21 protein-coding genes are annotated in these 23,580 nt (G+C 72.4%); 11 read left to right on the top strand and 10 right to left on the bottom strand.

Annotation, left to right across the window (positions count from 1 at the left end; translation table 11 throughout):
• Positions 1-36: 36 nt before the first annotated feature.
• Entirely contained in the window at positions 37-1,452 is a 1,416-nt protein-coding gene (locus tag NAG42_RS14390; RefSeq protein WP_250030737.1) for a tetratricopeptide repeat protein, read from the bottom strand.
• Between the two features lie 14 nt (positions 1,453-1,466).
• A complete protein-coding gene (locus NAG42_RS14385) occupies positions 1,467-3,191 on the bottom strand; it encodes a protein kinase domain-containing protein (protein WP_250030736.1) in 1,725 nt (574 codons plus the stop codon).
• A gap of 160 nt (positions 3,192-3,351) precedes the next feature.
• Between NAG42_RS14385 and NAG42_RS14380 the strand changes: the two genes are divergently transcribed.
• The 5 genes from NAG42_RS14380 to NAG42_RS14360 are packed head-to-tail and all read left to right on the top strand — an operon-like array spanning position 3,352 to position 9,077.
• Positions 3,352-5,154: a hypothetical protein gene (locus NAG42_RS14380; protein ID WP_250030735.1), complete on the top strand. Its 1,803-nt coding sequence runs from the start codon at positions 3,352-3,354 to the stop codon at positions 5,152-5,154.
• Positions 5,151-6,119 carry a hypothetical protein gene (locus NAG42_RS14375; RefSeq protein ID WP_250030734.1) on the top strand — a complete coding sequence of 323 codons (969 nt, stop codon included), beginning with the start codon at positions 5,151-5,153 and terminating at the stop codon, positions 6,117-6,119. Before NAG42_RS14380 ends, NAG42_RS14375 begins: the two co-directional genes overlap by 4 nt.
• On the top strand, positions 6,116-7,693 hold the full coding sequence (locus NAG42_RS14370; RefSeq protein WP_250030733.1) for a hypothetical protein: 1,578 nt from the start codon (positions 6,116-6,118) through the stop codon (positions 7,691-7,693). The genes NAG42_RS14375 and NAG42_RS14370 overlap by 4 nt, the downstream gene beginning before the upstream one ends.
• Positions 7,690-8,754, top strand: coding sequence for a hypothetical protein (locus NAG42_RS14365; RefSeq protein WP_250030732.1), 1,065 nt, complete (start codon positions 7,690-7,692; stop codon positions 8,752-8,754). The genes NAG42_RS14370 and NAG42_RS14365 overlap by 4 nt, the downstream gene beginning before the upstream one ends.
• A 2-nt stretch (positions 8,755-8,756) precedes the next feature.
• The gene (locus NAG42_RS14360; protein WP_250030731.1) at positions 8,757-9,077 is read left to right on the top strand and encodes a hypothetical protein; all 321 of its coding nucleotides are present in this window, start codon (positions 8,757-8,759) and stop codon (positions 9,075-9,077) included.
• Here the strand turns inward: NAG42_RS14360 and NAG42_RS14355 are convergent, their stop codons facing one another.
• The 5 genes from NAG42_RS14355 to NAG42_RS14335 all read right to left on the bottom strand — a co-directional run bounded on the left by NAG42_RS14355 (position 9,078) and on the right by NAG42_RS14335 (position 13,018).
• A complete protein-coding gene (locus NAG42_RS14355; RefSeq protein WP_250030730.1) occupies positions 9,078-9,245 on the bottom strand; it encodes a hypothetical protein in 168 nt (55 codons plus the stop codon).
• A 68-nt stretch (positions 9,246-9,313) separates the two neighbouring features.
• On the bottom strand, positions 9,314-9,820 hold the full coding sequence (locus tag NAG42_RS14350) for a phospholipase (protein WP_250030729.1): 507 nt from the start codon (positions 9,818-9,820) through the stop codon (positions 9,314-9,316).
• Between the two features lie 132 nt (positions 9,821-9,952).
• Positions 9,953-10,852 (bottom strand): serine hydrolase, encoded by a 900-nt coding sequence (locus NAG42_RS14345; RefSeq protein WP_250030728.1) that lies wholly within the window; start codon positions 10,850-10,852, stop codon positions 9,953-9,955.
• 31 nt (positions 10,853-10,883) lie between these two features.
• The gene (locus NAG42_RS14340; protein ID WP_250030727.1) at positions 10,884-12,026 is read right to left on the bottom strand and encodes a glycosyltransferase; all 1,143 of its coding nucleotides are present in this window, start codon (positions 12,024-12,026) and stop codon (positions 10,884-10,886) included.
• Positions 12,023-13,018, bottom strand: coding sequence for a glucosyl-3-phosphoglycerate synthase (locus tag NAG42_RS14335; RefSeq protein ID WP_250030726.1), 996 nt, complete (start codon positions 13,016-13,018; stop codon positions 12,023-12,025). The genes NAG42_RS14340 and NAG42_RS14335 overlap by 4 nt, the downstream gene beginning before the upstream one ends.
• Before the next feature lie 180 nt (positions 13,019-13,198).
• Here NAG42_RS14335 and NAG42_RS14330 point away from each other — a divergent pair, with 180 nt between their 5' ends.
• Positions 13,199-14,167, top strand: coding sequence for a Gfo/Idh/MocA family protein (locus tag NAG42_RS14330; protein ID WP_250030725.1), 969 nt, complete (start codon positions 13,199-13,201; stop codon positions 14,165-14,167).
• Positions 14,160-15,233 (top strand): zinc-dependent alcohol dehydrogenase, encoded by a 1,074-nt coding sequence (locus NAG42_RS14325; protein WP_250030724.1) that lies wholly within the window; start codon positions 14,160-14,162, stop codon positions 15,231-15,233. Before NAG42_RS14330 ends, NAG42_RS14325 begins: the two co-directional genes overlap by 8 nt.
• A 135-nt stretch (positions 15,234-15,368) precedes the next feature.
• Here NAG42_RS14325 and NAG42_RS14320 read toward each other — a convergent pair whose 3' ends face one another.
• Positions 15,369-17,045 (bottom strand): ATP-binding protein, encoded by a 1,677-nt coding sequence (locus tag NAG42_RS14320; protein ID WP_250030723.1) that lies wholly within the window; start codon positions 17,043-17,045, stop codon positions 15,369-15,371.
• Between the two features lie 30 nt (positions 17,046-17,075).
• Positions 17,076-17,450 carry a response regulator transcription factor gene (locus NAG42_RS14315; protein WP_250030722.1) on the bottom strand — a complete coding sequence of 125 codons (375 nt, stop codon included), beginning with the start codon at positions 17,448-17,450 and terminating at the stop codon, positions 17,076-17,078.
• A gap of 270 nt (positions 17,451-17,720) precedes the next feature.
• On the opposite strand from NAG42_RS14315, the gene NAG42_RS14310 reads away from it, so the two are divergent.
• Both NAG42_RS14310 and NAG42_RS14305 read left to right on the top strand, forming a co-directional pair.
• Positions 17,721-17,951 carry a hypothetical protein gene (locus tag NAG42_RS14310; protein ID WP_250030721.1) on the top strand — a complete coding sequence of 77 codons (231 nt, stop codon included), beginning with the start codon at positions 17,721-17,723 and terminating at the stop codon, positions 17,949-17,951.
• A gap of 251 nt (positions 17,952-18,202) precedes the next feature.
• Positions 18,203-20,059 (top strand): anthranilate synthase family protein, encoded by a 1,857-nt coding sequence (locus NAG42_RS14305; RefSeq protein WP_250030720.1) that lies wholly within the window; start codon positions 18,203-18,205, stop codon positions 20,057-20,059.
• Between the two features lie 106 nt (positions 20,060-20,165).
• On the opposite strand, the gene NAG42_RS14300 is transcribed toward NAG42_RS14305, so the two are convergent.
• Complete coding sequence (locus NAG42_RS14300; protein ID WP_250030719.1) at positions 20,166-21,518, bottom strand: alpha/beta fold hydrolase; 1,353 nt, start codon at positions 21,516-21,518, stop codon at positions 20,166-20,168.
• A gap of 109 nt (positions 21,519-21,627) precedes the next feature.
• Between NAG42_RS14300 and NAG42_RS14295 the strand changes: the two genes are divergently transcribed.
• Both NAG42_RS14295 and NAG42_RS14290 read left to right on the top strand, forming a co-directional pair.
• Positions 21,628-22,911, top strand: coding sequence for a sensor histidine kinase (locus NAG42_RS14295; RefSeq protein ID WP_250030718.1), 1,284 nt, complete (start codon positions 21,628-21,630; stop codon positions 22,909-22,911).
• Entirely contained in the window at positions 22,899-23,579 is a 681-nt protein-coding gene (locus NAG42_RS14290; protein WP_250030717.1) for a response regulator transcription factor, read from the top strand. The genes NAG42_RS14295 and NAG42_RS14290 overlap by 13 nt, the downstream gene beginning before the upstream one ends.
• The last annotated feature ends 1 nt before the right edge of the window (position 23,580 follow it).

Below are 23,580 nucleotides of genomic sequence, written 5' to 3'. Positions count from 1 at the left end.
GATGGCAAGCCGGAGCCGCCTGAATAAACAGCTGCGTCAGGGCGCCTTGGTGACAGTCAGGGTGCTGAGCGGGGCAGGGTTGAGGGCGCTCATCGGGGTGCCCCGCTCACCCCAGCTGCCGTCGGCGATGGCGGCGTCGCGGTCGGCCACGAGCTTGGCGTACGTCTTGCCGGGCAGCCGGTCGAGGCGCAGCTTCCAGGCCACGCCGGCGCCTTCGGGGCGGGTGGAGCCGAGATAGATCGTGTACGGGGCGGCGCCGTCCCCGATGATGTCGAGCTTGCCGTCGAGATAGCAGCGGCCGGCCACACAGATCAGCAGTGCCACCACGGTTTCTCGGGCGGCCACATCGGACGGTGCGACGGTGAAGCGGGCGTCGAAGGGGTACGGGACGAGGCTGTTGTCGCGGGGCGAGACGATCCTCGTCCGTACCGCCGGGGGTTTGGTCGCCGGCTTGACGGTGGAGGGCTTGGTGGTGGATGGCTTGACGGTGGCCGGGGCGGTCGTCGTGGTGGCCGGGCGGGACGTGGGTGCGGTGGGTGCGGGAGCCGACGATCGCGGGGCGGCCTCGACGCTCGCCGGCACCGGTGACGACGAGGGGGCGGGCAGCACGGAGGCGGCGGAATCCGAGCCGTCGCCGCCCCGGACCACCGCCACCGCGACCACCACGGCCACGATCGCTCCTCCCACCACACCGCCGAGCGCGGCCGGGATCCACGACTTTCGCGAGCGCGAAGGCGGGCCGAAAGCGAGAGGCGGGACAGCGCCGCCCGGCGGCTCGGCCACCGACGGCCCGGCTGTCCCAGTCGGCGGCGAAGCCGACCAGCCGGAAATCGGAGGCGCGGTCGAAACAAACGGCGCGCCGGGCGGACCCGAGACCGTGGCCGCAGACGAAACGAGCGGCGGAACCGGCGGGCCCGAGACCGGAAGCGTGGGCGGAACAGGCGGCCCGGAGACCAGAGGCGCGGGCGGTGCAGGTTGCGCTGCCGGCGAGCCGGTGAGCGTAGGAGAGGGCGGGACAGGCGGTGGCTCGGTGGACCGCAGGTAGGTGCGGGCCCGTTCGACCGTCCAGTGGTCTTCGCCGAACGCGGCGGGGCCGGATCGGGCCACCTCGGTGAAGTGTGTGCGGGCCACGTGGCGGTTGGCCAGTTGGTCGGCCACCACGGCCAGGTCGTAGGCCAGCATGACGGTCAGCGGGTCGGTGTCACCGAGGCGCTGGGTGACCGATGCCGCCTCCTCGAGCAGGCGGCGGGCGGCCTGCGGATCGCCGGAAGCCGCGTGCAGACCGGCCAGCTGCCGCATCGTCTCCAGCAGCTCGGGATCGCCCTCGGCCAGGGCCGGACGCCCGGCCTCGACGGCCCGGTCGAGCACCGTCCGGGCCCCGGCGAGGTCACCCGCCTCGGCGAGGGCGCGGGCTTGCTGACGGGCCTGGGCGAACGAGGATGTCTCCGGCACCCCGCCATGCTGCCCTACCCGGCGGCGACCAGCCAGGCGTAGAAGAGCACCGCGGCGATCAGGACGGCGGCCGCACCGGCGTGGACGGCTCGCCAGAAGCCGATGCCGCGCGGGGATCCGCCCGGCAGCATCAGGGCCGCGACGCCCTGCCCGAGCATCTCGCCGGCCGCCACGAACAAAGCCACGATGACGATGCCGCCCAGCGCCTCGGGATCGGTCACGTTGCCACTGGCCGGCAACCAGACCAGCCAGGCAGTCACCGCCGCGCCGGACAGGACGACGACGTAGTCGCTGCCGAGCACGAACCGGTCGGTGAACCGCACGCGGTCAGCGTCGTCGAGCTCCTGCGGCGCGGCCACCAGGGTCACCGGCGCTCCGGGGGTGGGTGGGGCCTCGGCGACAACCGTCTCGGCGAGCGGCTTGGGACCGGTCTTGGCGGTGCCGACGTCCCGCTGGTCGGGCGCGGGAGATCTGCGGGGCGCGATGCCGGGCACAAAACCGGGCACCAGCACGACCTGGTCCATGCCGGGCAGGGCTGGGCGAGCCACCGGAGCGGGCAGCTCGGGCAAGGCCGCCAGGGCAACAAACCCGGGACCGGGCGCAGAAGCGGGAACGGTCCCGAGCGCCGGCCTGGTAGCGGACACGGGCGAAAGCTCCGGCTGCGTAGCGGACAGGGCAGAAAGCTCCGGCTGCGTAGCGAACAGGGCAGAAAGGTCCGGCTGGGTGGCGGGAAGAGCTTCGAGGGACGGCCGGGGAGCGGTGACGTCGACGCGGGCGGCTTCGGTGGTGTGGAAGGGATCCTGGGGGACGGGCAGCTTGCCCCACACCGGGTCGATGGGGGCGGCCGGCCACCGTACGCCGGGGGTGGGGTGACCGGTCTCGGCGATCAGGCTGGTGAGCCGGTCGACCCACGGGGCGAGGTCGTCGGCCCCCATCCGGTCGGTGGCGTCGTCGGTGAGGATGCGCAGCAGGTGGGCCCGCAGCGGACCGGGCAGGCCGACGTCGTCCAGCGTCTCGACCAGCCCGGTGCGCCAGGTGCTGCCGGTGACCAGCAGATAGGCGATCCCGCCGAACCCGAAGACGTCCGACGCGGCCCCCGGCTCGGCGAACCGCCACTTGCCCGGGTCGTTCTCGAGGAGCCGTTCGATCACCTCGGGCGCGGCCTGTTCGAGCTTGCCCGCGAAGTGGGTCAGGTCGCCGTCGCTGCGCGCGCTGGTGAAGTCGATGAGCACCACGTCGCCCGAGGGGGTGACGATGACGTTCGACGGGGCGATGTCCTGGTGCACGATCGGTCCGCGCCGGTGCAGGTCGACCAGGATCCGGGCCAGCGCGTGCAGCGTCCGCGGACCGTCCAGGTCGCCCAGGGCCAGCCGGTCCTTGAGGTTCTCCCCCTCGATGAATTCGAGCACCTGGATGGGCACCCGCTCGCCGGACGGCTCGGTGCCGGGCGCCCACGGCAGGTGCCCGTCGAAGTCCAGGACGGGCCGGCAGATGCCGCCGACGGGCTTGAGCACCCGCAGCAGGGCCGCCCCCTTGCGCCACGAGGCCCGCTGCGCGGCGAGGTCCCGGCCGTTGCGCGGACGCCACACCCGTACGGTCACCGGCCGCCCGCCGGGCCCCGGCCCGCGCCCCCGGAAGACGTACGCCTGCCCGCTCTCGTCGAAGGCCAGATCGAGCTCGAAAAGCGTCGATGGGTCACCTGGATCGGGGCCACACAGCAGGTTCACCTGGGAAGTCATCGCCGCACCCTCACGCGCTCAACTTCCGTCACAGCGGCCCTGTGTGCCCATCGGGTGATCCTCCGGAACTCTTGACCCAACGGTTGAGCCCTCAAGTGTCAGTTTCCCCGGAGATCACGCTTAGACTCGGCGACCACAGAACGGCATCGGAAGGTCACACATGGTCGTACCGGCGGGTGCACGACGCGTCTGCCCGGTGTGCGCGGAGCCGCCGGGTGACGTCGCGGCCGGCCCGTTCCCCTGCCCGTCGTGCGGCTGGCTGCTGCGCTCGCGGTTGCGTCTCGGCCCACCCGGCCCGGCCGCCGCCGCGGCGTTCGGTGAGCGGCTTTCCTCCGCTCAGCGGGCGTACGACCTCCGGGCGGCCGCCATGGCGGGAGTCAGCACCCGGCTGGCCCGGGGTCAGGGCGACGAACCACCGCAGGCCCTCGACGCGGCGGCGCGCGACACCGTGGCCGTCGACGACCTCGGCCGCCGGTTGCGCGACACCGAGGCGCACTCGCGTCTGATGCTGCTCGACATCCGCCTCGACGGGCTCACCCTGTGGTCGGCGCCGCCCGGCGCCGCCCGGCTCGATCCCGTGTGGTCGGCGGGCTGGCGCGAGGTCTGCCCCGAGCTGCCCGGGCACCACGAGAAGCGGCTCTTCCAGCTGGCCGGCGGCGTCGGCGACACCCCGGTCCGGCGGGCCGAGTGGCGGCGTTCCTGCGGTGCCGCGCTCGACGCGCTGGCGCCCCGGGCCGAGGACCCGCTGATCCTGGTGCTGCCCCCGGCCGGGTGGCGCCTGTTGCAGACCATGGCCGCGGTCGCCCGCGATCGGCTGCACCCGGCGGCTGAGGTGCCCGCCGTGGGCGACGCCGAGGCGCTGCACCGCTTCGCCGTCGCGGTCCGGGCCCGGATTCCCCGGCCCGAGGGGTACGACGTCCTGCTGGGCCGCTACGACCCGGCCGCCCGCACAGTCCGCCCGCACCGGCAGCGACTCTTCGCCCCCGAGGTGGTGGCCGCGCCCCGCGAGGCCGAGGTCACCGTCTACGGTGCCGGCGACGCCGTGGTCCTGCCCGTGCTCCGATCCGGTGCCGCGCTCGACGACCCCGCCGCCGGGGTCACCACCGTCGTGCTCAAGCTGGCGCCCGGTGAGCGGGCCGTGGTCACCGCCCGGCAGGCCGGCCCCGGCCACGTCGAGCTGACCCACCCGGCCACGGTCGACGACCCGCCCGCCTGGGCCGACCTGGCCGGCGACCTCGACGCGCTGGGCGACGGCGACCGCCGGACCCCGCTCGACGTGGCCCTCACCGTCGAGCTCGGCGAGCCGGCCACCGCCCGGGGCGTCGTCGCCGCCCGCCTCGACCACGCCCGGCGGCTGGTCGAGCAGCTGACCGCGGCCGTCCCCGAGCCCGGCCGGCTGCGGCTCGGGGTGGTCGGCTACACCGATCACCAGCCGGCCAACGGCTCCGTCCAGACCACCAGCGCCCCGCTCGGCGCGCCCGCCGCCGCCGCCGGAACCCTTGCCGGCCTGCGCGCGGCGACCGCCCACAACGACCTGTGCGCGCCGCTGGAGGACGCTCTCTCGGTCGCCGGGGCGATGACGTGGCGGCCCACGTCCCGCAAGCTGCTGATCGTGCTGGCCGGCCGGCCCCCGCACCCCGGCACCCAACGCCATTACCTGCCCCGCTGCCCGGCCCACCTCGACCCGGCCGACGCGGCGGCGACGCTCCCGGCCGGGATCAGCGTGCTGACCGTGCTCACCGGGCCGGCCCTCGACCCGGTGACCCCGCCCGGCCGGGCCGGGCGCGACTGGGCCGACGAGGTCTGGCCGCGGCTGAGCGCCCGGATGCCGATCATGTCGGAGCAGGGCGGTCACGACCTGGTCGACGAGTTCCTCACAGCGGCGCCCGACCGGCGCCGGCTGCGTCTCGCCCTGACCGAGGCCCTTCCGTCGCAGCCGCACCCTGGAGGCAGCCCGCCGTGACCCGAGCCCGCCCCTACGGTGCCCCCGCCGACCAGCGGCCAGGCCCGCCACCGCCCGCGATCGCCCTGGTCGGGCCGCCCGGCGGCGGGAAGACCACGTTCCTGCAGGGGATCCTGAAGGGGACCCCGGACCGCGACCGCTACGGCCGGTGGCGGGTCGTGGTCGACGAGAACGAGGCCGACCTGGCCGGCACCCTGCTCGGGAACATCGACCGCAACACGTTCCCGGTGGCCACCTCGAAGGTGGCCGAGGAGACCTGGACGATCCGCGGCACCTGGCCCGCCCGGCCGCGCAACAGCCTGTTCGGGCGGCAGCGGTTCGACGGCGGTGAGGCCGAGGAGTTCGACCTGCGGATCTGCGACCTGCCGGGCGGTTCCACGGTCACTCCTCAGCGGGACGACATCGCCGGCCTCCTCGGGTCGGTCGGCGGAATCATCCTGCTGGTGGACCCCGTACGGATGATGGCCGCGACCCACGACGACCGCGGCGAACCACCCGTCTCGACGTACGGGCATCTGCACCGCCTGCTGCGCGCGCTCGACAGCCGGCTCGCCCCCGGCAGCAGCCAGGTGCCGCAGGTGCTCTCGGTCTGCGTCGGCAAGCTCGACCATCCCGACGTGTTCCGGCTCGCGCTCGACCGGCAGGCGTTGTTCAGCGACGACGGCAAGGCGCCGGTCGTGCCGCCGGGCGAGCATTCGCGGCAGCTGTTCGAGCACCTCTGCCGCACCAGCGTCGACCCGGCCGACGCCGACATCCCCGACCTGCTCGACACCTACTTCGCCCGCATCGACTACCACACCGTCTCGTCGATCGGGCTCTATGTCGGACCGGACGGCTACGACCAGGGCGACACGCTCAACGTGGTGCCCAGCGGCGGCACCGAGCGGATCCGCCGCTACGTGCCGATGCAGGTGTGGGAGACGCTGCTCGACCTCTACCTGCTGTTGCCGGGGGTGCGCCCATGACCGTGCAGCTGCTGGGCTGGGCCTGGTGGAGCAAGGAACCGGGCTCGGTCAACGAGATCCGCATCCTGGCCGGCGGCGGGGACGGCGCGACGGCCGACCGGGAGATCGCGCGGCTGCACCCGGGTGAGCCGCAGCCGGACGCCACGACCGGGCGGCTGCCGTGGGCAGTGTTCTCATCGGACGGTGCGCAGGCGACGGTGTGCTGGTGGGACTGGACCGGCTCGCGGGACGGGCGGAACCGGCCGATCTTCGCGGTGCTGTATCTGCGGCTGCGGTCGGACACTCCCCTGACCTGCCGCTATCTCGCCGGTTACGCGCGCGCCGAGTGGGAACGCCATCGAGCCGACCCGGCCGGGGCCCCGGCACCACCGCCTGCTTCCGACGATTCCCGTACGCCGGACCTGCTCGCCGATCCGGCCGGGTGGCGCTGGGCGGCGGCCGTCGCGGCGCTCGCCCGGCACCACCCCGTGCGGATCGACGCGGCCGCGGAACCGGCGCCGGCCGGCCCGGAGGCGGCGAGCGACCTGTTCGACGCGGTGGCCGCACTGCTGCCGGCCGAGACCCGGGCCACGATGAACTCGACCACGGGCACCGCCGACTCCGACAACGGGCCGTTCACCCTCGCCGTCGGCAAGGCGACCAGCCGCCGCACCGTGCACGTCACCGTCGGCGCCGAACCGGATCTGACCGGTTTCCCGGAAGCCCTGGCCTACCGCGAATCGCTGGAGCAGCAGCCGATCGACCCCGATGAGCACCGCGCGTACGTGACCCGGGAGGCGGATCGCCTGGCCCGGGAACGGGCCGAGCCGGACGCCCTGGCCGAACTGCTGGCCGAAGCCGTCCGTCTCCGGTGCGACCCCCGGGAGATCGGCGCCGCGGTCAACCACTGGGCGGTCACCGCCGGCCCGGAACGGCTGCGCGACCTCGCCCACGCGACCGGCACCCGGCGACAAGGCGGGGCGGGCTGGCCGGCCATCATGGACGGTCTAGCGGTGGTCGTTCCGTTGCTGGGCCCCGAACACCGCACGGATCTCTCGGCGGTGCTGCGGGCCGACCTGGCCGCGGACGCACGCGAGGTCGACGAGCAGATCGCCGTTCTCGAGCGGCGCGGCGAGGAACTGGCCGAGCTGGACCGCGCGCTGGACGGCATAGCACCGGACGACCCACCGGCCGACGAGTTCAGCGATGGCCCCTCTCACGACGCGCCCGCCGGCGGCTTCCCGAGCAGCGCGCATCCGGGTCGTCCTCCGAGCAGCGCGACCGCGAGCAACTCCCCGGGCAACCCGCCCGCCGGCGGCTTCGCGGCCCACGCCCAAGCGAGCGACTTCCCAGACAACCCGCACGCGCACGATTCTCCGAGCAACCCACACGCGAGCGGCTCCCCAAGCAACCCACACACGAGCGGCTCCCCAAGCAGCCCACACGCGAGCGGCTCCTCGGACAATCCGCAGGCGGGCAGCTCTCCGGGTGACCCACGGGACGAGGGCTCTCCGGTCGATGGCGGCAAGCGGGGTGTCTGGGGCTCGATCGCCGGGTGGCTGGGCCTGCCGGCGGGCACCCAGGAGCGCCGGTGAGTGCGCTCGGGATCCACCTGCGGGCCGGGACGGTGGTCGCCGCCCGGTGGCCGCGAGGCGCGGCGCCGGTGCTGTTCGACGGGCGCGTCACCTACCGCGGCGACCACGTGCGGCTCGGTGTCCCGGACGAGCCGGAGCCGTCCGACGTCGTGCTCTCCGGGCTCGACGAGGAGGCCTTCCGCACGTACGTGGCGCTGCTGACCCGCGAGGTGGCGCCGGCCGCCGGGCCGGTCGTGGTGGCAGTGCCGGTCGCACTTCAGGGCTCGCTCGCCGCGCCCGGCGTCCGCGTCGTGGCCGCCCCGATCGCTTTGGTGGCCTACGCCCATGCCACCGGCGCACTTCAGCAAGCACCGGTGGCCGCGCCGACACTCGTCTGCGTGATCGACGACCGGGGCGCCGAGGTGACCGTGCTGCACGCCGTCCCGCACGTCATCCGGCTCGGCGCGACCACGCCGATCGTCGCACCGGCCGGGATCGCCGACCGGGCCGGTGTCATCGGCGCCGAGGTCGCCGCGGCGGCCCGGGCCGCGGGCCTGGCCGATGAGCCGATCCGGCTGCTCGTCTCCGGTGAGGCGGAGCCGGAGTCCGGACCGGGCCTGGCCGGCGAGGTGGCGAGCGCCGCGCAGTACCGCAGCCGGGAAGCCGTGCATCTGATCCGGCTGCCCGACGCCCGCGCCGCGATCGCGGCCGGGGCGGCCGCCATCGGCGCGGGCCACGTCGTGACCGAGGACCGCTTCCGCTACGGGGTGAGCCTGAGTGGACACGTCGCCGACTTCGACCGGCTGGACGAGCGGTGGCCCGAACTGGCCGCGCCGGACACCATCACGACCGGGCAGCACGGCCCGGCGCTGGAGATGGACGTCGACGGCGGACCGGCGGCCGCCCGGGTGCGCCTGACCGGTTCCGAGGGCGACGGCCGGGACGTGGAGGTGCCGATGGATCCGCCGCTGCCGGCCGGGACGTACGAGGTCAGCTTCACCATCACCGAGGACGGGCCGGCACTGCACTTCGCGCAGCCGGGCACCAGCGCGGTGTTCCTCATTCCGAGCGGAGGCCGGTAGACGTGTGGCTCGCAGTGCTTGTCGTCGCGGTGGCCGTGGTGGTCGTCACCGGGACGCGCTTCTATTGGGCCCGGCCCACCATGACCGGGGTCGTGCAGGTGCGCTTCCCGGCCGGTGACACGGTCCCGGTCCACCTGGCCGGCCGGCGGGCCGTCAAGCGCCGGGCCGGCCCCGGAACCGTCACGGTCCACGGGCTGCGCGAGGGCACCGAGCCCAAGATGCGGGTGTCCTGGACCGACCGCGGCTCGCAGGACTCGTACGTGGTCTCGCGGGGTGGCTCGGTCACCATGCGTTCGATCGAGTTCCGCCACCGCGAGCTCTGATCAGACGCCGGCCACCGTCGTGACACCGCCGACGACCACCACCGCGCCGAGCGCGACGAGCAGGGCGGTGCACAACTTCCTCGTACGCGGGCCGGGCGGCGCCTGATCGAGCACGGCGACCATCACGCCCCACCCGACGGCGAGCCCGCCGATCAGAAATCCGAACATCGTTGCAGGATGCCGTCACCGGCCGGTGGTCGGCTCCAACGGCCGGTGACGTCAGCGTGAACAGCGGGCTAGTTTCTCGATCCGGCGGGGAGCAGGGCGGCGGCGCGGTCGAGGTCGGCCTGGCGCACGGCGGCGAGCGAGCCGAAGTTCTTGACCGCCTGGTAGTAGACCCAGGCCAGACTGTTGCAGGCGGCCTGCGAGACGCTGCCGTAGGTGGCGCAGACCCGCTTCAGGTCGGCGTAGAAGGTGCTGTCGATACGTGACTTGTTGGCCGCGAACGCCCCGATGGCCTTGTAGTTGCGGTAGCCGAAGTCGTGGTGCCAGCAGGAGTTGTTGAAGCTGAAGCCCAGCGGGTTGTCCGGGCTCGAGGAGCAGTAGTCGGTGGACCAGTCGAAGTTGTACGACGCCCACGGACCACGGTTGGCGCGGGCGGCGTTCCAGGCCACGGTGCTGGCAGCGGTCGGCTGCGTCCACCGGGCGAGGACCGTGGCCTTGGAGTCCGCGGCATGGGCGGCACCGGCCGGGATGAGGACGGCGACGGCGAGGAACAGGACGACGAGGATGCGTCGGATCATCGGAGCCTCCTGGAAGGGGTGCTCCGAGCCTTGATCCACCCGCTCGGCGAATCCATGCCTGTCGATGAATTCGGCGCCTGGGGACGGAAGATACCGGCGAGTATTCCTTAACGGCCGTTCATCTGCTTAGGGTCAGTATTTGAGGTGCTGCCGGGTCAGCTTGGCCACCTTCTCGACCAGGGCGATGCCGGCGTCCATCGACTGGTTGTTGTGCGACAGCACGGCCAGCGAGACGTTCACCGTGCCGTCGGGCGAGGTGACCCGGCCGATCGTGTTGACCGCCCACAGGCCGCCGTCGGCCGAGCGGGTGTCCCAGCCGTTCTTGACGGTCGCGCTCTCGCCCGGCTTGGCCACCGCCGGCACACCCCAGTCCTGGGTGTCGTCGACCGTGTTCATCAACGAGAAGGCCGTCTTGCGGGAGTCCGCGTCGAGCGGGCCCTTCGGGTCGACCAGCTTGGCCAGCAACCGGATCTGGTCGGAGGCGGTCGTCTTGGTCAGGCCCCAGGCGTTGTTCACCGTCGTCTGGGTCAGGCCGAGGCGCTTGTTGCACCTGCTGATGGCACTGCGGCCGCCGAGGTGCTGGAACAGCTCGGTCGTGGCGTCGTTGTCGCTCAACTGGATCATCGGGGTGGCCAGCGCCATCTCGCCCTCGGTGGGCTCGCGGTCCTTGTCCTGCGCGGTCAGCAGCTCGCAGGCGAGGATCTGGGCCTTCACGATGCTGGCCGTGTCGAACTTCTCGGCCCCCTGATAGGCGTACGTCTGTCCGGTCTTCTTGTCGAGGACGGCCACCGAGAAGTCGGGGGTCTCGGCCGCCACCTGCTTGAGCGCCGCATCGAGGGCCTTGGCCCGTTTCGCGCGCTCGAGCTTCGCCCGCTCGGCCGCGCTCGGGCCGGCCGGTTTCGCGGTGCCGCCGGTGAGTGCTCCCGGCAGGACGCCCTTGTCGTCGTCGCTCAGACCGAGCGCGATAAGGCCGCCACCGCCCAGGATCACGGCTGCCGCCACAGCAATGATGAGGTTTCGGGATCGCCGCACCGGAGCATAGTGCCGCGTCCCGCCCGAAGACTCAAACGGTGGCACTCTGGGCATCGGCATCGATACGTACCGTGAGCGACAACAGGCGCTCGTAGAGCTCCAGATAGCCGGCCGCCATCACCGCCGGGGTGAAGCGCCGGGCCGCCTCGGCCTGACACTCGGCCGGCTCGATCCGGCCGGCTTTCAGCACCAGTTCGCCCAGTTCGCGCTCGTCGGTGGTGTGCAATCCGGTACGGCCGTGCTCGATCAGCTCGGGCAGGCAGCCGCGCGAGATGCCGACAACCGGGGTGCCCAGCGCCAGTGACTCGACGATCGCCGTGCCGCCGGGTTCGTTCCAGCGCAACGGGAACAGCGACACCCGGGCCGAGGCGAGCAGGTCGTCGCGGGCCGGGCCGACCACCGTGCCCACCCAGCGCACGCGGTCGCCGTCCACGTGCGGGGCGACGTGCTCACGCCAGAACGCCACGTCGGGGTTCTGCGGATCGGCCGCGGCGAGCGCGTCCGCGTCGTGATACGGCCCGACCGGCCCGGCCAGGACGAGGTCGAAGCCGTACTCGTGGGCCAGCCGGGCGGCCAGGTCCTGGCCCTTGCCGGCGTTGATCCGGCCCAGCACCACGGCATACCCCTGCTTGCCGGTGACCGGGGGGTCGACGGCCAGCGGGGTGGCCAGGTGGACGTGGCCGATGGCGTGGGCGCGCAGGGCCGCGGGCGCGTGGGTGAGCTGGTCGGCCGAGACGCCGTTGACGACCACCCGGCCACCACCGTCGAACGCGCCGTAGAGCTCGGGGTGCTTCTTCAGATCCCAGTGCAGCGTGTGCAGTGCCGGCGGCGCTGCCGGTCCCAGCGCGGCCGCGGTCATCAGGCCGGCCGCCTCGACGTGGTCGTGCAGCAGGTCGATGTCGCCCTCGGCCAGGCGCCGGGTCACCGCCAGCTGGTGCGCGGGAACCACCCCGCACACCTGGTTGTAGGGGCGCTGGAGCAGCTCGAACTTCCCGGACGGGAAGGCGGCGATCTTCTCGTCGACCGGCAGCTCGCTGTCGCCGACCGTCGCCAGCACCACCTCGACACCGAGGCGCCGCAGCTCGGGCACGAGCGTGGCCACGATGTTCTCGATGCCGCCGTAGCCGTGCGGCGGGACCGGCAGCCAGGGACCGGCGTTGAGGAGAACCTTCATGCGGCCCGCACCGCCCGGCGCGACAGCGAGGCCAGCGGCGGGCGCTCCTCGACCGACACGTCGGAGACGGTCACCTGACGGTTCAGATGCGGCAGCACGTCGTCGCCACCGCGCTGGAACTGGGTGAGCAGGGTCGTCGGCGGCAGCGGGGTGGCGGCCAGCCCCTGCCGGTGCAGGCGGCTCCAGGCGGTCACCATGATCTGCGCGGACATCCGGCCCAGCGCGTCGATGCCCTGGTGCCGATGGTGGCGCTCACCCAGGTCGACCTGGGCCAGCGCGTCGAGACCGACGGCGTCGAGCAGGTCGATCAGCATGGCGATCTCGACGCCGTAGCCGGAGACGAACGGGATGCTCTCCAAAGTGCGGCGGCGACCCGCGTACTCGCCGGCCAGCGGCTGCACGAAGCCCGACAACTCGGGCCAGAACAGGTTGAGCAGCGGCCGGGCGGCCAGCTCGGTGACGCGACCGCCGCCGTCCACCTCGACGCCGGAGGCTCCATTGAGCGGCCGGTGATAGAAGCCCTTGACGTACTCGATCGAGCGGTTGGTGACCAGCGGGCCGACCAGGCCGGTGACGAACGACGACGAGAAGTCCCGCAGGTCGCCGTCGACGAAGGCCACGATGTCGCCGTTGCTGGCGGCCAGCCCCGACCACAGCGCGTCGCCCTTGCCCTCCATCCGCGGCAGGCCCCGGGTCATGTCGTCCTGGGCGACCACGCGGGCTCCGGCGGCCCGGGCGAGCATGGCTGTCTCATCGGTCGAACGGGAGTCGACCACCACGATCTCGTCGACCAGCGCGACATTTTCGATCAGATCACGCCGGATCACCGAGACGATGTCACCGATCGTGTCCTGCTCGTTGCGCGCCGGGATCACGACGCTGACCCGGTCGCCCCGCTTGGCCGCGGCCAGTCCGGCCGGCGTCCACTGTGCCGCGTTACCGGTCCGGTAAGTGGCCCAAGCCTCGACCACGGGCAACTGGATGGATTGCATGAAGGCCCCCGATGTCTCCGAGTGTGGAGATCGCCAAATTCCCATGCCTTCCGGCAAACAATCTTGATTCCCGGTTAAGACCTGAAGACGAAGATCACACCGGCAATGGTCCGAGGTTTCGCAGGTCGGGGGGCGGAGAAGAAGTCGGCCGATGTGATGCGTCGACGAGGGGACGGCCGGATGACGGCGACACGAGTAGGGCTGATCGGGGCGGGCGGGGTGGCTCAGCGCCACGCACGGGTGCTCGCCGGTCTGCCGAACGCGCAGTTGGTGGCGGTGACCGACGTGATCCCGGAGGCGGCGGGGGCGCTGGCCGAGACGTACGGAATGAAGGTGGTGCCGGATGCCGGGGCGCTGCTCGCCGAGGGGCTGGACGCGGTCTATGTCTGTGTCCCGCCGTTCGCGCACGGGCCGGCGGAACGCGCCGTCATCGAGGCGGGAATTCCACTGTTCGTCGAAAAGCCCATTGCCGTCGATCTGGACATAGCGCGTGATCTTGCCGCGCTGGCCGACGAACGGAAGGTGCTCACGGCGGTCGGACATCACTGGCGATACCTGGAGATCGCCGACCGCGCCCGGGTCCTGCTGCAAGACCGTCCCGTACGGCTGGTGACCGGCGCCTGGCTCGACAAGGTGCCCCCGGTGTCGTGGTGGCCGCACCGGGACCGCTCCGGCGGCCCGGTCGTCGAGCAGGCCGCGCACGTGCTCGACCTGGCCCGCTATCTGGCCGGTGAGGTGCTCGAGGTGTCGGCGGTGGGCAACGGTGTCCCGCCCGCGGTCGACGGCGCCGACATCGACAGCACCACGGTGGCCACGCTGCGCTTCGCCGACGGGGCCATCGGCACGCTCGCCGCGACCTGTGTGCTCGGCTGGAAGCAGCGGGCCGGGCTCGAGATCTACGCGGACGGGCTGGCCCTGTCGATCGCCGAGGACGGGCTGACCGTGCGCGACGGCGACGACTCCTACTCCGTCCCGAGCGACCCCGAGTCGGCCCGGGTGGCCGTCGACGCCGCCTTCATCCAGGCGGTCCGGGGCGAACAGGACGACATCCGGGTCCCGTACGCGGAAGCTCTGAAGACGCACGCGCTGGCGCTGGCCGTCGCCGCGTCGGCTGTGGCCGGGCGTCCCGTGGCGGTGCCGAGTGTCTGACCGCAACCTGGTCGTGGCCGGGCCGGGGCGACTCGAGATCGTCGAGGAACCGGTCGAGGACGGGCCGTTCCGGGTGCGCACCATGTTCAGCGGCATCTCGGCCGGCACCGAGCTCAGCTTTGTCAAGGGCACCAATCCCGCGCTGCACCACAGCTTCGACCCGGTGCTCGGCCTGTTCGGCGGTCCCCCGGCGGCGGCCTACCCGGTGACCCGCCTCGGTTACATGGAGGTCGGCCGGGTCACCGAGAGCCGGACGGCGGCGGTGGCCGAGGGCAGCGTGGTGGCCATGACGTACGGGCATCGCACCGGGTTCACCGGTGACCCGGTGCGTGATCGGGTGGTGCCGCTGCCGGACGACCTCGATCCGCTGCTGGGCATCTATGTCGCCCACATGGGGCCGATCTGCGCCAACGGGCTGCTGCACGCGGCGGCCGAGGTGCAGGGGCCGGCGGTGCGCGGACTCGGTGACGGCGTGGCCGGTAAGCGGGTGGCGGTGACCGGGGCCGGCGTGGTCGGGCTGCTGACGGCCCTGTTCGCCCAGTCGCACGGGGCGGCGTCGGTGGTCGTGCTCGATCCCACGCCGGCTCGGCTGGCGGTGGCCGCGGCGCTGGGACTGGAGACGATGAACTCGTCGGATGATCCGGCGCCGACACTCAAGACGGCCTGGCGGCACACGGTCGACGATCGCGGAGCCGATGTGGTCTTCCAGTGCCGGGGGCAGGCGTCGGCTCTGCACCTGGCGTTGCGCCTGCTGCGCCCCCAGGGGACGGTGATCGATCTGGCCTTCTACCCGGGCGGGGCCGATGACGTACGGCTCGGCGAGGAGTTCCACCACAACGGGCTCGGGATCCGGTGCGCGCAGATCGGGCGGGTGCCCCGCGGCCTGGCGCCGACGTGGGACCGGGAACGGTTGTCGGCGGCCACGATCGACCTGCTGCGAACCCACGGCGAGGCGATCCGCAAGCACCTGGTGACGGCGGTGGTGCCGTTCGAGGACGGCCCCGCACTGCTCGACGACCTGGCGTCACGCGAACGGCAGGAGTTGCAGGCGGTGCTGAGCTTCTAGCGTTCAAATGACCCGCCGTGGCTGCTGCGACCCGACCGCTGAAAGCCCGGCCGTGACGACTTCGGTCGGCTCGTGGGGTCGAAGCCGGTCCAGTGCATCGGGCCGCGGACGGGTAGACGGGTGGGACACGCCCGGTTACCCGGCGCGGCCCGGGCCGCTCGTGTGGTCGATGTGCTGCGGCTCATTCTGGTGATCGGCCTGAGCGTGACCGACCCGCTCAGCGTGCGACGCGGTGGTGGGGGCCCGGGTCTCGTCGCCCGCCGGGTCCTCCCACTCGTCGTCGGGCACCTCGTCGCCGTCCGGATCGGGGCGCCGGCGGGCCGACTGATCGGCGGGGAGGCTGACGGTGATGGTGGTGCCCCGGTTCTCGGCGGAGGCCACCTCGATGGTGCCGCTGTGGTTGTCGATGATCGTGCGGACGATGGCCAGGCCCAGGCCCGTCCCGGGGATCGCCTGCCGGATGGCGTTGGAGGCGCGGAAGAAGCGGCCGAACAGCGCTTCCTGCTCCTCGGCCGGGATGCCCATGCCGGTGTCGGTCACGGTCAGCACCGCCTGGCCGTCGCGGTGTTCGGCGTGCACGGTCAGGGTGCCGTCGGCCGGTGTGAATTTGACGGCGTTGGTCAGCAGGTTGTCGAGCACCCGGTCGAGTTGGGCGCTGTCCCCGCGTACCGGAAGGGGGCCTCGGACGTCGAGGTGGAGGGCGATCCCGTTCTTGGCCGCCACCGGGCCGATGGTGATCAGCGCCCGGTCGATGACCTTGGCGAAGTCGAGCGGGGTGCGGTCACTGTCGTAGCCACCTGATTCGATCTTGGAGAGGGTGAGGATGTCCTCGACCAGGTCGCGCAGCCGCCGGGTGTTGCGGGAGATCACGTCGAGCATCCGGCGCTGCGCGTCGTTCAAGTCGTCCGGATCACTGTCGCGCAGCAGTTCCAGATAGCCGGAGATGCTGGTCAGCGGCGTGCGCAACTCGTGCGAGACGGTGGACATGAAGTCGGCCTTGGCCGCGTCGAGCTCCTGGAGCCGGGCGGTGACCTCCTCCTCGCTGCGGCGGATGTGCTCGCTCTGCTCGGCGGCCGCGTTGACCGCCTGGGCCACGGCCCGGATCTCGGTGGGGCCGCTCGTGACGTCGGCCCGGGCGTTGAGCTCGCCGTCGCGGACGCGATCGAGGGTCTCGACCACAGCTCCGAGGGGCCGGGTGAGGCGGCGGGCGGTGCGGACGGCGGTCAGCATGGCGGCGGCCGTCACCGCGAGGGTGAGCACGGAGACGACGACTATCGCGACGCCCTGGAGAGCGCCGACCCGGGCGCGGAGATCCTGGGCGCGGGAGTCGAGCGAGATCCGGAGCTCGTCGTTGGCGGTGACGAAGGATTGGAAGAGCGGCATGTCCCGCTCGGCGTACCGGACCGCGGCATCGCTGCGGGGCGGTACCTGCCGCTGGACCTCGGCGTTCGCCCACCAGCTGTCGGCCCGGGCGATCTGGTCGGTCGCGGTGTCGGCGTGATCGTCCCCGCTCAGCCGGCGCAGGTCGTCGCCGGCGACCGGGTAACCGCGACGGGCCACGTAGTAGGCGTCGAGCATCCGCGGGTCGCCGGTGAGCAGGTAGCCCCGCAGCCCGCGCTGGGCGTCGGTCAGCATCGCGCGCAGGTCGGCGTTCGCCAGCTGCAACGGTTGCACCTCGTCGGTCAGCTGCTGAACGGCCCGGTGCTCCACCAGCACGGTGGCCAGCTCCGCCAGCCCCGAGCCCACGATGAGCGCCACCAAAACCGCGAACGCCCTGCTCAGCAGCCTCCCGACGGTGCCGTCACGGCGCATCGTCCCGTCCCGTGCCCGGCCGTCCGGCCGTCACGCCCGGGCTCGGCTCAGCAGGGCCTGGATGCGCGAGACCAACTCGCGCGGGCTGAACGGCTTGGTCACGTAGTCGTCGGCGCCGGCACTGAACCCGCCCTCGACATCCTGTTCCTGCACACGTGCGGTCAACATGATGATCAGGATCCCGGCGGTGGACGGGTCGGCGCGCAGCTTCCGGCACACGTCGATGCCGGAGAGCCCGGGCATCGACACGTCGAGCACGGCCAGGGTCGGCTGCCGGCTGCGCGCCTGCTCGAGGGCGCTCTGCCCGTCCTCGACGGCGATCACCTCGAAGCCCGCCTGCTCCAGCTTGAACGCCACCAGGTCGCGGATGTCGGCGTCGTCATCGGCAACCAGGACCACCGTCACGGCACTCTCCCTCGGTTGGTTGCGCAGCTTTCGCCACCTATCGGGACCATATCCGGTTAGTCCGGGTTGTGAGGCTGCTCCGCGAATGCCGACGCGCCCGCCCCGGATTCCCCGGGCGCGGCTGTCACCAGGCGTCCCGTGTGCCGCACGAGGAATGCCGGTGGGCCGGGGCCATGCAACTGATGCGCACCCGCCACGCAGCAGACCTGCATCCCCGCTCGGGTGTCCTGGTTGCAGGCCCCACTTGCACCGCCCGGTAGGAGGTATCCGATGAACACCGCTCCCGACCCGATCCGTACCGAAGCCCTCTTCGTCTCGAGCCTGCAGCGTTCGCAGAGCCCCACTCCCGAACTGATCCGGGAGACGGTGACCACGACCGTCGACCGCTTGGGCGTGGCCCGCTGCGCCGAACTGGTCGCCCAGGAGTTCGGTGAGCACCCCGACTGCGCGCTCGGCCGGATGCGCTGGGCCCGCAACGCCGTCCGCTCCGCCTTCGCCTGACCGAGCCGCCGGCAGGCACCGACCCGGCGTGGCGCCTCCGGCCGCGCCACGCCGAGCATGGGACGGGGTGGCGCGGATCCGGCGGTGGGTCTTAGGCTCGTCGGCATGCTGCACGCGCGAATGATGTGGTGGCCCGCCTGACCGGCGGCCACTGCTCCCACGCGTGAAACCACGCGGCCGCCTCCCCGAGGCGGCCGTTTTTGTGTGGTCGGACCTCGGCCGGCGCCGCCGAGACCCGAAAGAGGACCACCATGCGGCCTTTCGCCCTGCTCCACCGGGACGGCGCCGACCACGTCGAGGTGCTGGCCGGCGACGTCGTCACCGTCGCCTCGCTCGACGACATCCCGCTGCACCGGGGCCGGCCCACGCTGGCCGTCATCCCCTACCGGCAGATCACCGAACGCGGTTTCGACTGCGTCGACGACGGCGCACCGCTGGAGTGCCTGGTCGTGCGGTCGTCGAGCACGGAGCCGCTCGACGCCTTCCCGGCCGGGCCGCTCAGCATCAGCGAGGGCGGTTTCGACCTCTCCGACGACGCCTACGGCACGATCGTCGAGGACGTGCTGCGCGACGAGATCGGTCACGGGGAGGGCGCCAACTTCGTGATCCACCGCGTCTTCACCGCCCAGATCGACGGTGACCCGATCTCCGCCGCACGGGCCGCCTTCGGCCGGCTGCTCTCCTCGGAGCAGGGCACCTACTGGACCTTCCTCGTGCACACGGGCACCCGCACGCTGGTCGGCGCCACCCCGGAGCGGCACGTCAGCGTGGCCGACGGGATCACCATGATGAACCCGATCAGCGGCACCTTCCGCAACGGCTCGGGCCGCCTGCTCGATTTCCTGCACGACCCGAAGGAAGTCGAGGAGCTCTACATGGTGCTGGACGAGGAGCTCAAAATGATGGCGACCGTGGCCGAGCACGGCGGTCAGGTCGCCGGTCCGTACCTCAAGCAGATGACCCACCTCACGCACACCGAGTATCTGCTGGCCGGCCGCGGCTCGCTCGACGTGCGGGACGTGCTGCGCGAGACCATGTTCGCCCCCACCGTGACCGGCAGCCCGATCGAGAACGCCTGTCGCGTGATCGCCCGCCACGAGCGCCGCGGGCGCGGCTATTACGCCGGCGTGCTGGCGCTGCTCGATCACGACGACCAGGGCCGGCAGACCCTGGACGCGCCGATCCTGATCCGCACCGCCGAGATCTCGCCCGGCGGTGCCCTGCGCGTGCCGGTCGGCGCGACCCTCGTACGCCACTCGACAGCCGCCGGCGAGGTCGCGGAGACCCACACCAAGGCGGCGGGCATCCTGGCCGCACTCGGCGCCGTCGCGTCGCGACCAGCACCGGAGGCGGCGGAATCCGAGTCGCCCGAGGTGCGGGCCGCTCTGGCCGCGCGCAACGACGGGCTGGCCCGTTTCTGGCTCGACTCCCGGGCGCCGGGCGCGCTGACCGTGCCCGGTCTGGCCGGCCGGACCGCCGTGATCGTCGACGGCGAGGACACCTTCACCGCGATGCTGGCCCATCAGCTCCGGGCGCTCGGCCTGGCGGTCACGGTCGTCCCGTGGACCGTCCTGCTCCCGGCGTCCGCCGCCCAGGACGAGCCGGCGACAACACGAGCGGTCGACCTGGGCGGGGCCGACCTCGTGATCGCGGGACCCGGGCCGGGCGACCCGGGCGATGAGGACGACCCCAAGATGGTGGCCATGCGCGGGTTGATCATGGGCCGGCTCGCCGAGCGGAAGCCGCTGCTCGCCGTGTGCCTCGGCCACCAGATCCTCGCGAGCCTGCTCGGGCTGGCCCTGCACCGGCGGGACTCGCCCTATCAGGGACTCGCGCGGGAGGTCGATCTCTTCGGGACACGGCGACGGATCGGCTTCTATTCGAGCTTCACCGCCCTCTCGCCCGTGCCCGAGCTGACCACCGCATACGGCCGGGTCGATATCGCCCGCGACCCCGGCGACGGGGCCGTGCACGCGATGCGCGGGCCCGGCTTCGCCGGCCTGCAGTTCCACCCCGAGTCGGTGCTGAGCCGCGACGGTGTTGCCGTGCTCGCCGAACTTCTGCCGGAATTGATGTCCGATGTGATTAGCCCGGCCAAGAACGGGTAGCGAAGAGCATTGCCGGTGGTTCAAGGGGATCGAGAGCCTCCGCTTGGGCCACCGGCCCCCAACGCCCGGCGCGCAGCAGCGTGGCTCCGGGCCGGACGACGAGCACTCATCCGGCGAGAACATCGTCAAGCACCTCGACGAATGGCCCGGGCTGCTCGAAGAGGACCGGGTGACCGGCATCGGGCACGACGATCAGCTTCTTGCTCGGTGCCCGCAGCTCGCCGTACCAATCGTCGAAGACCACTCGCAGCCCCCGCATCTCGTTGGCGCCCATGACGAACCAGGTGGGCACCGACAGCCTCGGCGCGTCACGACGCAGATCGATGCCTTGCATTCGGGGGTAGAGGACGCTCCAGGTGTCGATGATCGCGTTCAGCACATGCACCTTCTGGAGCAGCGTGTATTCCCGGACGCCCAGCCCGAGGGCGAGCGGCTGCTGGCCGTACGCCTCGTTCTCGTAGGTCACGATCGGCTCGTAGCCCCAGAAGGTGGGATACGGAGGTGGGCCCTGCTCGGTCAGCTGCCGGACGACCTCGTCGCGGCCGGTGGACCGGGCCCAGGCCAGGATGTCGTCGTAGAAGATCCGGTCGCTCTCCGGCAGATCGACACCCTGGCCCGTGCCGATGTACGCCGCGAACTTCTCCGGATGGCGCTGCACGGCCAGCACGGACAGGATCGAGCCACCCGAGTGGCCGAGCAGGTAGATCTTGTCCTGACGGAACCGGCCCCGCAGGTAGTCGGCCACCTCGAGGATGTCGTCGACCATCCGGTCGGGCGTCGCGCGCGAGGCCGGGTCGAGCGCCGGGTAGGACGAGCCACCACCACGCCGGTCGAGAGTGGCCATGACGAACCGCTGCTCGACGGCGGCCAGACGGGTGCGGACGTTACCCAGCTCGGAGCCACCCGGAGCGCCCGGGACGAACAGCAGCACCGGCAGGCCGGGCCGCGCTCCGCGGATCATCACACCGAGCCCGCCGACCCTGGTCAGCTCGGCGACGCCGCCGTCGATCGGGGCGGTGCGGGCCGGCACCGCGATGACCGCGGTCAGAAGCAGCAGACCGGCGGCGGGGAGGGCGACCAGCACCCGGCTGAGCCGGCGACGGACGCCACGGCCGACGGCGAGACCGAGCAAAAGTGGCAGCAGCGTCAGCACGGCCTGCACGCCCCGACCGGTGACCAGCGCGATCAGGCCGAACAGGCTCGCGTGGGGCGGCCCGGTGGACGGGCCCGCCACACCGAGGCGGGCGAGCTCGATCGCCACGACGAAGAAGGCCGGGACGACCAGCCACACCAGACGGGACCGGCCGCCGCGACCGGCGGCCCACCCGACCGCGAAGCTGACCGCGACCGAGCAGAGCGCCTGCGTGATGGTGAGCGGGCCCCGCGGTGTCCACCACCCCGCGACCGCACCCCAGAGAGCGGCGGCCAGGCCCCAGAGAAACACCGGAAGGAAAGTCATGCCGACGAGGATCGCGGCTGGCGCCGCCGAGCACAGCCGCCATCGGTCGGGGGTGGACCCAGTACTTTGGTAGGTCCTCAGCCACTTCCCCGCCTCGTAGGCTGCGCTCATGTCGTCGCTTCTGTTCGCCTTGCTGGTGCCCGGTCCGCCGGGCAGCCGGCATGCGGTGCTGCGCGACCGGACGGCTGACGTCATCGCCGTGCTGATCGCGCTGGCCTACGGCGCCATCATGGTTCCGCTGGGCGACGCGACCTCGGCCCATGCGGCCATCCCGTGGCCGGCCGACGTGGCGATCGGCGTCGGGTGCGCTCTGGCCCTGTTCCTCCGCCGGCGCCACCCGCTCGGCTTGTGCCTGGCCCTCCTGCCGTTCGGGGTCATCTCGGTCATGGCGACCGGCCCGATCCTGATGGCCCTGTTCACCGTCGCCGTCCGGCACCGGGCGGTCCTCATGCTCGGCCTCGCGGCTGCGCATGTCGGCACGGGCGTCGTCTATTTCGCGCTGCAGCACGACCCGCCGTTCCAGCTCTGGGTCGACCTGCTCCTGCGATCGGTGACCGCGCTGGCCGCGATCGGCTGGGGCCTGTTCCTTCAGGCCTACCGGCATCTGACGTCGTCGCTGCGGGTCGAGGCGACCACCGCGCGGGCTCAGCAGCAACTACGGATGGAGCAGGCCCGTCTCACCGAGCGCGCCCGCATAGCCCGCGAGATGCACGACGTGCTGGCTCACCGCATGTCGATGGTGAGCCTGCACGCCGGCGCGCTGGAGGTCCGCGCCGACGCCCACCCCGACGAGATAGCGGCGGCCGCCCGCACGATCCGCCTCAGCTCCCACGAGGCCCTGGAGGAACTGCGCTCGGTGATCGGCGTCCTGCGTCAACCCGACGCCGGCCCACACCCCGAGACGCTGATGGCCGGCGAGGAGCCGGTGGAATACGAGGACTCCCCCGCCAGGGATCTCTACGAGCGCTTACGACGGGCTATGCCCGAGCCACCGCAGCCGGTGTTCTGGGACCTGCCCGATCTGCTGGACGGAGCACGCACGGCGGGGATGAACTTCGAGTTCGTCTGGGTGGCGCCGCGCGCCTCGCCCTCGCGGGAGCTGGGCCGGACGGCCTATCGGGTGGTGCAGGAGGCGCTGACGAACGCGCGCAAACACGCCCCCGGAGCTGAGGTCAGGGTGATGCTGGACGGCGGCGGCGATCGCGACCTGCGCATCCTGGTCGACAACTCGTTGATCGGCCCGCACGACTCCCCGGCCGACGATGAGCTGCCGGGCTCCCGCACCGGCCTGATCGGCGTCGACGAGCGGGTGGCGCTGGTCGGGGGCCGGGTCCAGTACGGTGCCGACGGCGACCGCTTCCGGCTGGAGGCGTTCTTGCCATGGCAGGAGTGACCCCGGGCCGGGCGCGGCCCATCCGGCTGCTGGTGGTGGACGACGAGCCGATGATCCGCACCGCGCTGCGGTTCATGCTCGGCGGGCGCACCGACATCGAGGTGGTCGGGGAAGCCGGGAACGGGGCCGAGGCGATCACGGCGGTGGACGCGCACTGGCCTGATGTGGTGCTGATGGACGTCCGGATGCCGCGGATGGACGGGGTGGAGGCCACCCGGCTCATCCGGGCCAGGCCGCAAGCTCCGCAGGTCATCATCCTGACCACCTTCAATGTGGACGACTACGTGCTCGAAGCGATCCGGGGTGGCGCCACCGGTTTCCTGCTGAAAGACACTCCTCCGGAGGATCTCATCGCGGCCGTCCTGCGGGTGGCGTCCGGCGAGAGCATCTTGTCGCCCCAGGTGGTCGGGGCCGTGGTCGGCTTCGTCGCCGCGTCGGGCGGGCGGTCACGCCGGGTCTGGGCGCGCGAGCAACTGGGCAAGCTGACCGACCGGGAGCGGGAGGTGGCGATCGGGCTCGGGCACGGCTGGTCGAACGCGGAGATCGGCGCCGCGCTGGGCATGGGCGTCTCGACGGTGAAGGGCCACGTCTCCCGCGTCCTGGGCAAGCTGGCCATGAACAATCGCTCGCAGGCCGCCGTGCTCATCCACGACGCCGGCTTGGTCTGAG

Origin of the sequence: Paractinoplanes maris (genome assembly GCF_023544465.1) — a bacterium.
Classification (GTDB): Bacteria; Actinomycetota; Actinomycetes; order Mycobacteriales; family Micromonosporaceae; genus Actinoplanes; species Actinoplanes maris.
Note: the sequence above shows the minus strand (reverse complement) of the source record. Positions and strands in the feature narration are given on the sequence as shown.

Coding starts and splice junctions, on each gene's coding strand:
- NAG42_RS14385 (WP_250030736.1), bottom strand. CDS start 3,191: ATGACTTCCCAGGTGAACCTGCTGTGTGGCCCCGATCCAGGTGACCCA.
- NAG42_RS14380 (WP_250030735.1), top strand. CDS start 3,352: ATGGTCGTACCGGCGGGTGCACGACGCGTCTGCCCGGTGTGCGCGGAG.
- NAG42_RS14370 (WP_250030733.1), top strand. CDS start 6,116: ATGACCGTGCAGCTGCTGGGCTGGGCCTGGTGGAGCAAGGAACCGGGC.
- NAG42_RS14355 (WP_250030730.1), bottom strand. CDS start 9,245: ATGTTCGGATTTCTGATCGGCGGGCTCGCCGTCGGGTGGGGCGTGATG.
- NAG42_RS14350 (WP_250030729.1), bottom strand. CDS start 9,820: ATGATCCGACGCATCCTCGTCGTCCTGTTCCTCGCCGTCGCCGTCCTC.
- NAG42_RS14340 (WP_250030727.1), bottom strand. CDS start 12,026: ATGAAGGTTCTCCTCAACGCCGGTCCCTGGCTGCCGGTCCCGCCGCAC.
- NAG42_RS14335 (WP_250030726.1), bottom strand. CDS start 13,018: ATGCAATCCATCCAGTTGCCCGTGGTCGAGGCTTGGGCCACTTACCGG.
- NAG42_RS14330 (WP_250030725.1), top strand. CDS start 13,199: ATGACGGCGACACGAGTAGGGCTGATCGGGGCGGGCGGGGTGGCTCAG.
- NAG42_RS14320 (WP_250030723.1), bottom strand. CDS start 17,045: ATGCGCCGTGACGGCACCGTCGGGAGGCTGCTGAGCAGGGCGTTCGCG.
- NAG42_RS14310 (WP_250030721.1), top strand. CDS start 17,721: ATGAACACCGCTCCCGACCCGATCCGTACCGAAGCCCTCTTCGTCTCG.
- NAG42_RS14305 (WP_250030720.1), top strand. CDS start 18,203: ATGCGGCCTTTCGCCCTGCTCCACCGGGACGGCGCCGACCACGTCGAG.
- NAG42_RS14300 (WP_250030719.1), bottom strand. CDS start 21,518: ATGACTTTCCTTCCGGTGTTTCTCTGGGGCCTGGCCGCCGCTCTCTGG.
- NAG42_RS14295 (WP_250030718.1), top strand. CDS start 21,628: ATGTCGTCGCTTCTGTTCGCCTTGCTGGTGCCCGGTCCGCCGGGCAGC.
- NAG42_RS14290 (WP_250030717.1), top strand. CDS start 22,899: ATGGCAGGAGTGACCCCGGGCCGGGCGCGGCCCATCCGGCTGCTGGTG.